Raw genomic sequence first — 7,405 nt, forward strand, 5'->3', positions numbered from 1 at the left:
CCCCAAGGTCTTCCCTTCCGTGTTATGCCGCGTTCATGCAATGTCATATGACCTGTGACATTGTTCTGACGCTGCCTCCGGTGCCAGGATGCTCCCGCGTCACCCACCCCCTCCGCCGTGCTCAGTGAGTTCCCTCCCCAGGAGAAGCAGTGCGTCTGCGCATACCCCTCCCCACCCTGGCCGCCGGTCTGCTGGCCGGCTGCGCCACCGCGGCCACCCTGCTGCCGGTCTCCCCGGCCGCGGCCGCCACCGGCGGACAGCCCGCGAAGGCCGCCGCCGTCCGGTCGGCCGCGCCGGCCTCCGCCCCTGCCTCCGCCGCGGACGCCGGGGCTCCCGGCGGGGCCGTCCCCAAGCCGCTCGGCCCGGTCGTCGCGGCCGCCCCCGACACCCTCACCCCGGTCGCCGCCCCGCTGCCGCCCGCCCTGCTCGGCCAGGCCCAGCTGGGCCAGCCCGCGGGCACCGCCGTCCAGACCGCCCCGCGCCCGGCCCAGCAGGACGCCGCCGCCAAGGCCCCGGCCACCAGGGCCCCGGCCGCCATGGGCCTGGCCGCCGCCGCCGCGCAGAGCTGCACGTACGGCGACTTCGGCAGCCGTTCCGGCGCGGACCTGGTGAACTTCGTCAAGGCGTCGACGACCAGCTGCCTGGGCACGCTGTACAACGTGACCGGCACCGACGCGGGCGCGGTCTTCAAGCAGGCCAACATGCTCACCGTCGCGGGCGCGTTCAAGGACCTGGCGGCGTCCTACGACGGCACCAACACCTCCGGCATCCTGCAGCTGGTGCAGTTCCTGCGGGCCGGCTACTACGTGCAGTCGTACTACCCGGGCCAGGTCGGCGCCTACGACGGCACGCTGACCACCGCCACCAGGGCGGGCCTGGACGCGTTCTTCGCGGGCCCGCGCTGGAAGGACGTCACCGACGCCAACGGCACGGTGCTGTACGACGTGCTGGTGCTGACCGACAGCGCCAACCTCCAGGCCACGTACCTGGCCACCTACCAGCAGGTGCTGAACGGCTACACCAACGCGTACAACGCGGCGCCGAAGATGGTCAACGCCGTCAACGCGGTGCTGTCCGCCCCGCTGTGGCGCGGCAACTGGAACGGCGACTTCGTGAACGCGCTGAGCGCCGACACCTCGCTGATCAGCACGCTCGGCAGCTTCACCATGAACCACAAGGACCTGCTGGGCACCGCCAACGCCTTCCTGGACGTCAACGCGGGCAACGACCTGGCCCGGATGTCCGGCGACAGCCCGGCGATCGAGGCCGCGGCCCGCCCGCTGATCAAGCAGATCCTGGACAGCACCCCGATCGTCGGCAGCGGCGGCAGCCTGTACGTGCACACCGCCTACCAGGCCACCACCTACGACAACGGCCAGTGCGGGTACTACGGCACCTGCAACCTCCCCGCCAAGCTCGCCGACGCCGTCCTGCCCAACGTCCTGGTCTGCGACAACAAGACGCTGCGCGCCCAGGCCCTGACGGTGGCCCAGCTCCAGCCGGTCTGCGACAGCCTGCGCGGCGAGGACGCCTTCTTCCACAACCTGGTCAAGGACAACGGCCCGGTGCCGAACCAGTACGGCAGGACCCTGGTCATGCCGGTGTTCGCCAGCGCCGCCGACTACCAGACCTACTCGTGGGCGATCTACGGCAACTCCACCGACAACGGCGGCCAGACCGTCATGGACGTCACCGACCCGAACAACCAGCCGGTGTGCGTGATGTACCAGAAGTCGTGGAACGACGACTTCGCGGGCAACGTGTGGAACCTCAACCACGAGTACACCCACTACCTCGACAACATCTACGACATGAAGGGCGACTTCGCCGCCGAGACCTCCGTCCCGGACATCTGGTGGATCGAGGGCGTCGCCGAGTACCAGTCGTACGCCTACCGGGGCGTCACCGACACCCAGGCGATGGCCGAGGCCGCCAAGCACACCTACAAGCTGTCGACGGTCTTCCAGAACACCTACGGCAACTCGGACTCCACCCGGGTCTACCCGTGGGGCTACCTGGCGGTCCGCTACATGTTCGAGAAGCACCCGGCGGACGTCTACTCCATGCTCGGGCACTTCCGCACCGGCGACTACCAGGGCGGCTACGCGGTCTACAACGGCCTCGGCACCTCCTACGACGCCGACTTCGACGCCTGGCTGACCCGGTGCGCGGGCGGCGACTGCTTCGCCACCGGCCCGACCGCGCTGTTCGACCAGTCCGTGAACGGCGCCACCGTCACCCTGACCGACCGCTCCGTGGTCACCAACTCCCCGGCGCAGATCACCGGTTGGCACTGGACCTTCGGCGACGGCAGCTCCGCCGACGAGCGCAACCCCGCGCACACCTACGCCAAGGCCGGCACCTACACCGTCGCGCTGACCGTCACCGACGCCAACGGCCGCTCCACCGCCACCCCCGCCTCGGTCACCACCACCGTCGACGGCGGCAGCGGCCCCGTCGTCCTGCCGCTCTGCACCGACCAGCGCGCCGACGCGATGGGCCAGAACTGCCGCCGCACCGGCCGGGCCCGCACCGCGGGCGGCATCGACTACCTGTACGTCTACCTGCCCGCCGGGACCAGCACCCTCAAGGTCACCACCAGCGGCGGCACCGGCACCGCGTACCTGTACTACAACGACGCCACCTGGGCCTCCCCGAGCGCCTTCACCGCCTCCTCCACCAACCCGGGCACCACCCAGTCCGTCACCGTCACCAACCCCGCGGCCGGCTACCGCTACCTGAGCCTGTACGCGGCCACCGACTTCTCGGACGTCACCGTCAGCACCCAGTTCTGACCCACCGTCCCCCACCGCCCGGGGCAGTCGCGGCCACCCGCCACGACTGCCCCTCCGGCGTGTTCGCCTGCGTTCGCCTGCGTTCGCCTGCGTTCACCCGGCCAGGCGCCGGGCCGCGTCCGCCCGCAGTTCGGCGGACTCCAGCGGGCTGTCGCGCAGTTCGGCCAGCCGGTCGGCGAGCCGGCCGCCGCCGGGGGCCCGCCGGACGGCGTGCTGCCGGGCGTCCGGCTCGCAGTCCCAGAGCGACTCGACCAGCAGCGGGACGGCCGCGCCGGGGTCGATCGCGTCCAACGCCCGCAGATAGGACGGGCGTTCGTAACTGTGCGGGGTGCGCCGCCAGAGCCGCCGCAGCAGCGGGACGGCCGCCCCGGCCGCCGGGCCGAACCGGGCCAGGCCGTCCGCCAGCGCCATCGGCCCGCACCACTCGCCCGCCGCCTCCTGCCGGGCCAACTCGGCGACCAGCAACGGGAGATCACGGGTACCGCCGTGCTCGGCCAGCACCGTCGCGCCCAGCCACCGCAGCCAGTCCGGCCCGTCGGCGGCCCAGGCCCGGGCCGGTTCCACCGCGAGCGGGCCGAGCCGGTGCACCGCCCGGTGCACGCCCGGCAGCGCGAACTCCCCCGGGCCGGCCGGGGCGGGGGCCGACAGCTCCGGCACCAGCGCGAGCAGCCCGGGCGGGACAGCGGGACGCTCCGCCAGCGCGTACAGGGCGCCGCTCCGCTCGTCGCGCGCACTGCCGGGGTCGGCCAGCACGGCCAGCAGCCGGTCGGTCCGGGGCGCGATCCGTAGCCGGTGCGAGGCCCGTGGCGGGCGCTCCCGGGCGGGCAGCAACTCCCGCCAGACCCGCCGCCAGGGCTCATCCCGCCAGTAGAGCGGCGGGGCCCCGGCCAGGCGGCGCACCGCGTCCGGCCCCAGGTCGTCCCACCACGGCCGCGGCCAGCGGCGGACCAGGACCGCCAGCACCTCCTGCCACCACTCTCCGTCCCGGACGTAACGGCGCAGCGCCGTGCGGGCCGGCGCCGAACCCAGCAGGGCGAGTTCGGCCAGCACCTCCCGGGCCCGCTCGGAGCCGTCCTCGTCCGGGCCGTCGAGCTGTTCCGGCAGCGGCGCCAGCGGCAGGCCCAACTCCCGTACCAGACAGGCGTGGTAGCCGGCCCGCTCGTCCACGACCCAGTCCCACCGGGTGTCCCTGCGCAGGCAGTCGAGCACCGCCGCCGCCCCGGCCCCCCGCTCCGCCAGGGCGTGCGCGTACCCCAGCCCGCGGCCGCGCTCGATCGCACCGAGCAGGGTGCCGGGCGGCGCGTAGGACCAGCTCTCGTCGGTGTCCGTCACGGCCGACGAGGCTGCCCGATCCACGAGCCGAGCGCGAACGGTTTTCCCACCACCGCGTTTCCCGCCGCGCTCACCCCGCGGCTCAGCCCGCGTACGGGGTCCAGCCGGTGGCGGCGGCCCAGGGTTCGGCGACGGCGGTGACCAGGTCGACCACCGGGTCCTTGACGTCGGCGTAGGTGTCGAGGTCGGCGACGGCTCCGGCGAGCAGCTGCTTGAACCGGGCGTAGCCGGGCACCGCCTCGGGGTGGGCCCGGAACCAGTCGCGGAACAGCAGCGCGAGCCGCTCGTTGGGCGAGCCCAGCAGCCGCACGTGCAGGTTGCAGTCCGGCCCGGCGGCCGGGTCGCGGCGCAGCCACAGCCGTTTCGCCCACCGCGCGGGGTCGTCGTCGCTCCCGGCCGGGACGTGGTCGTGCCGGTGCGGCGAGCGGCGGAACCCGAGCGCGGCGAGCGGCCCGTCGAAGTCCCGCCCGGCGGCGTCCAGGTCCGCGACGCCGATCTGCACGTCCAGCACCGGTTTGGCGGCCAGGCCGGGGACGGCGGTGCTCCCGATGTGCTCGACCCGGACCGCCGCGGGGCCGAGCGCGGCGCGCAGGTCCGCGATGAGCGCGGCCGCCCGGCGGGGCCAGTCGGGATCGTGCGGGAGGACCAGGACGGCGGGGTGCGGGGCGGTGGACATTCCGCCGAGTGTAGGTGCGCGGTGGCGGCGGGGCGCCCGTTCTGCCTCTGTCACGACCCGTCCTGAGCCTTGCGCGTCCCGGCGGGGCGTTCGCGGCTCAGAAGGCGTGGCTGCCGAAGCGGCCCCAGGCGACGACGACGGCGAGGGCGAACAGGACCAGGTTGACCGGGAGGGACTTGGCCTCGCCGCGGCGCAGGTGGACGGCGGCGGCGCCGACCATGGTGACGGCCAGGCCGGTGGCGGCCCACGGGACGAGGACGGGGGCGATGTCGGTGGCGGCGGGGAGGACCAGGCCGAGGGCGCCGAGGACCTGGGTGGCGCCGAGGGCCTTGATCGCGCCGGGCGGGACGTCGGCGGCCCAGCCCATGCCGGAGGCGACCAGCTTCTCCCGGGACTGGGAGAGCTTCATCAGGCCGGAGGCGGTGAAGGCCAGGGCCAGGACGGCGGCGATGATCCACAGGGTGATGTTCATCAGGTGCTTCTCTGCTCGATGACTTGAATGTTCAACCAGAAGGTAGGCGGGGATGACTTGAAAGGTCAAGTAATTCGACGGCCGACCCAGGTTGAACATTCAAGTCAAACCCGGCGTTTTCGGTCGACCGCCCCCGTACCATGGCCCCCATGAGCACCGATGAACCCCGCTGGCTGGACGCCGAGGAGCAGGAGACCTGGCTGGCCCTGGCCGCCCTGCTCGTGCGCTTCCCGGCCGCCCTGGACGCCCAGTTGCAGCGCGACGCCGGCCTGTCGCACTTCGAGTACCAGGTCCTCGCCGGGCTCTCCATGACCACCGGGCGCACCCTGCGGATGAGCGACCTCGCGGAGTTCGCCGCCTGCTCGCTCTCCCGCCTCTCACACACCGCCAAGCGCCTGGAGGGCAAGGGCTGGCTGCGCCGCACCCCCGACCCCGAGGACGGCCGCTACACCCTGGCGGTGCTGACCGAGGAGGGCTGGGAGAAGGTCCGGGCCACCGCCCCCGGCCACGTCGCCGAGGTGCACCGCCTGCTCTTCGACCCGCTCACCAGGGCCCAGCACGGCCAGCTGAAGTCGATCAGCCGCCGGGTCAACGACGCGATCGGCCCGGTCCGGGCCTGCCCGCCCGGCCACGGCGCCTGAGCTTGTTGTTCAACCTCGCAGGTCGAGTGACCTGCGAGGTCAAACAACAAACTGAGACGGGACAGCACTGGTCAAACTTCGGTGGGACGGGTCAGCTGTCCTTTGCCAAGTGACCTTGACCGATTGACAAGCGATCTTGACCGATAGCCGCGCGCCAGGTGTGGGAGCGACGGTGCCCCGTCCCGGAGCCGAGCGGCTCACTCTGCAGCAGGAGACGAAGAAGGCCCAGCGGGACCACGAGCGGCTACTCAATCACACGACCGAGGTCGAAGCCGCTTCCGAGGACATCCGGCACGCGCCCGCGTACGGCGGCGACGCCGTCCACGCCCGCGACCACCACCGCGCCCTGCCCGTCGCGGCCACCACCCTGCCGCTGCTGTGCCACCACGGGGCCGGCGCCCCGCCCTGGTACCGCTTCGGCCGCCGCGACTGACACACCCTCACCGACGTGCTCGGCCTCAAGTATCTGCAAACTGAAAGAGTTTCAGCCATAAGGCGGCCACGATCGACCTGCGGGCCAGCTGCTGGTACTGCCATTTTGTGAGGATAAATCGCCAAAATCGGCCGGGATGGCGCCATCGAAACAAGCCATGCCGCCAGTTGATCATTTTCACTAAAGATTGACTGCCTTTGAGTTTCGAGTGAATGATCGGTCTGCGTGACCAACCGTCAGGTCCGGCGGCCGACTTCGTGTGTGCACTACCGGACCGGGCTATGGAGAGCCCACCGAACGGCGGGTCCTGCGCACTCACCCATCCATCGTCCAAGGGCTGGATCTCTCATGTCGACTACGCACGTCCTCTCCCGTGCCCTGGCCGTCACAGCCGCCGCCGGCCTCGTCGCCGGCATACTCACTGCTGCGCCGGCCTTCGCCGCCGATTCGGCCGCACCGCCGTCCGCAGCCGCCATCGCGGCCAAGGACAAGGGCGGAGCCGGTCAAGGTCGGTCCGTCGCACCCTCCCAGCTGGCCGCCAGCACCCAGATCAGCCGGAGCGAAGTGATCAACCGCGCCGCATCGTGGGTCGGTCTCGGCCTCGAGTACAGCTGGGACAACACTTACCAGGGATACCGCACGGACTGCTCCGGCTACGCCTCGATGGCCTGGCACCTCGGCACTCCCGGACTTGACACCACCAGCTTCGTTCCGAGCGGTGTCGCGTCCTGGATCAGCAAGGCGGAACTGAAGCCCGGCGACGCCCTGCTCAACGACGCGGCTGGGGCCTTGGGGCACATCGTCATCTTCGCCGGTTGGACGGACTCCTCGCAGTCTTCCTACGACGCCTACGAGTTCACCGGCTCGGGCGTGCAACACCGGGCCATCCCGTACCCGTATTTCTCGGGCCACGGCACCTTCAAGCCGGTCCGCAACAACAGCATCGTCGACGATGTGACCACGACTGGTGACGAGCCGGTGGCCGGGAACTGGGATGCCGGCAACGGCAGCCCGGCCGGGAACGTCGGCGTCTTCCGCCCTTCGACCGGGCAGTTC

At 71.9% G+C, this 7,405-nt stretch carries 6 protein-coding genes and 1 pseudogene; 4 read left to right on the plus strand and 3 right to left on the minus strand.

Translation table 11 applies throughout. The annotated features are described in order from the left end of the window. The first annotated feature begins 149 nt into the window (after positions 1-149). Positions 150-2,795, plus strand: a complete 2,646-nt coding sequence (locus IH44_RS0138040) for a collagenase (protein ID WP_030464425.1) — start codon at positions 150-152, stop codon at positions 2,793-2,795. Positions 2,796-2,888: 93 nt separating this feature from the next. Here IH44_RS0138040 and IH44_RS0138045 read toward each other — a convergent pair whose 3' ends face one another. The 3 genes from IH44_RS0138045 to IH44_RS0138055 all read right to left on the minus strand — a co-directional run bounded on the left by IH44_RS0138045 (position 2,889) and on the right by IH44_RS0138055 (position 5,275). After that, positions 2,889-4,127, minus strand: coding sequence for a hypothetical protein (locus IH44_RS0138045; protein ID WP_030464426.1), 1,239 nt, complete (start codon positions 4,125-4,127; stop codon positions 2,889-2,891). An 82-nt stretch (positions 4,128-4,209) separates the two neighbouring features. Next, positions 4,210-4,803: a GrpB family protein gene (locus IH44_RS0138050; protein ID WP_030464427.1), complete on the minus strand. Its 594-nt coding sequence runs from the start codon at positions 4,801-4,803 to the stop codon at positions 4,210-4,212. Positions 4,804-4,900: 97 nt separating this feature from the next. Then, entirely contained in the window at positions 4,901-5,275 is a 375-nt protein-coding gene (locus tag IH44_RS0138055; RefSeq protein ID WP_030464428.1) for a DoxX family protein, read from the minus strand. A gap of 149 nt (positions 5,276-5,424) precedes the next feature. Here IH44_RS0138055 and IH44_RS0138060 point away from each other — a divergent pair, with 149 nt between their 5' ends. The 3 genes and pseudogenes from IH44_RS0138060 to IH44_RS0138070 all read left to right on the plus strand — a co-directional run. Continuing rightward, the gene (locus tag IH44_RS0138060) at positions 5,425-5,916 is read left to right on the plus strand and encodes a MarR family winged helix-turn-helix transcriptional regulator (RefSeq protein ID WP_030464429.1); all 492 of its coding nucleotides are present in this window, start codon (positions 5,425-5,427) and stop codon (positions 5,914-5,916) included. 172 nt (positions 5,917-6,088) lie between these two features. After that, entirely contained in the window at positions 6,089-6,349 is a 261-nt protein-coding gene (locus tag IH44_RS0138065; RefSeq protein WP_030464430.1) for a hypothetical protein, read from the plus strand. Positions 6,350-6,697: 348 nt separating this feature from the next. Further along, positions 6,698-7,405, plus strand: a pseudogene (locus tag IH44_RS0138070) (hypothetical protein); the annotation flags it as partial.

Source organism: Kitasatospora sp. NRRL B-11411 (genome assembly GCF_000721345.1).
Classification (GTDB): domain Bacteria; phylum Actinomycetota; class Actinomycetes; order Streptomycetales; family Streptomycetaceae; genus Kitasatospora; species Kitasatospora cineracea.

Bases quoted from the DNA above. Each gene is read 5' to 3' on its own strand.
- IH44_RS0138050 (WP_030464427.1), bottom strand. From the start codon at position 4,803: ATGTCCACCGCCCCGCACCCCGCCGTCCTGGTCCTCCCGCACGATCCC.
- IH44_RS0138055 (WP_030464428.1), bottom strand. From the start codon at position 5,275: ATGAACATCACCCTGTGGATCATCGCCGCCGTCCTGGCCCTGGCCTTC.
- IH44_RS0138060 (WP_030464429.1), top strand. From the start codon at position 5,425: ATGAGCACCGATGAACCCCGCTGGCTGGACGCCGAGGAGCAGGAGACC.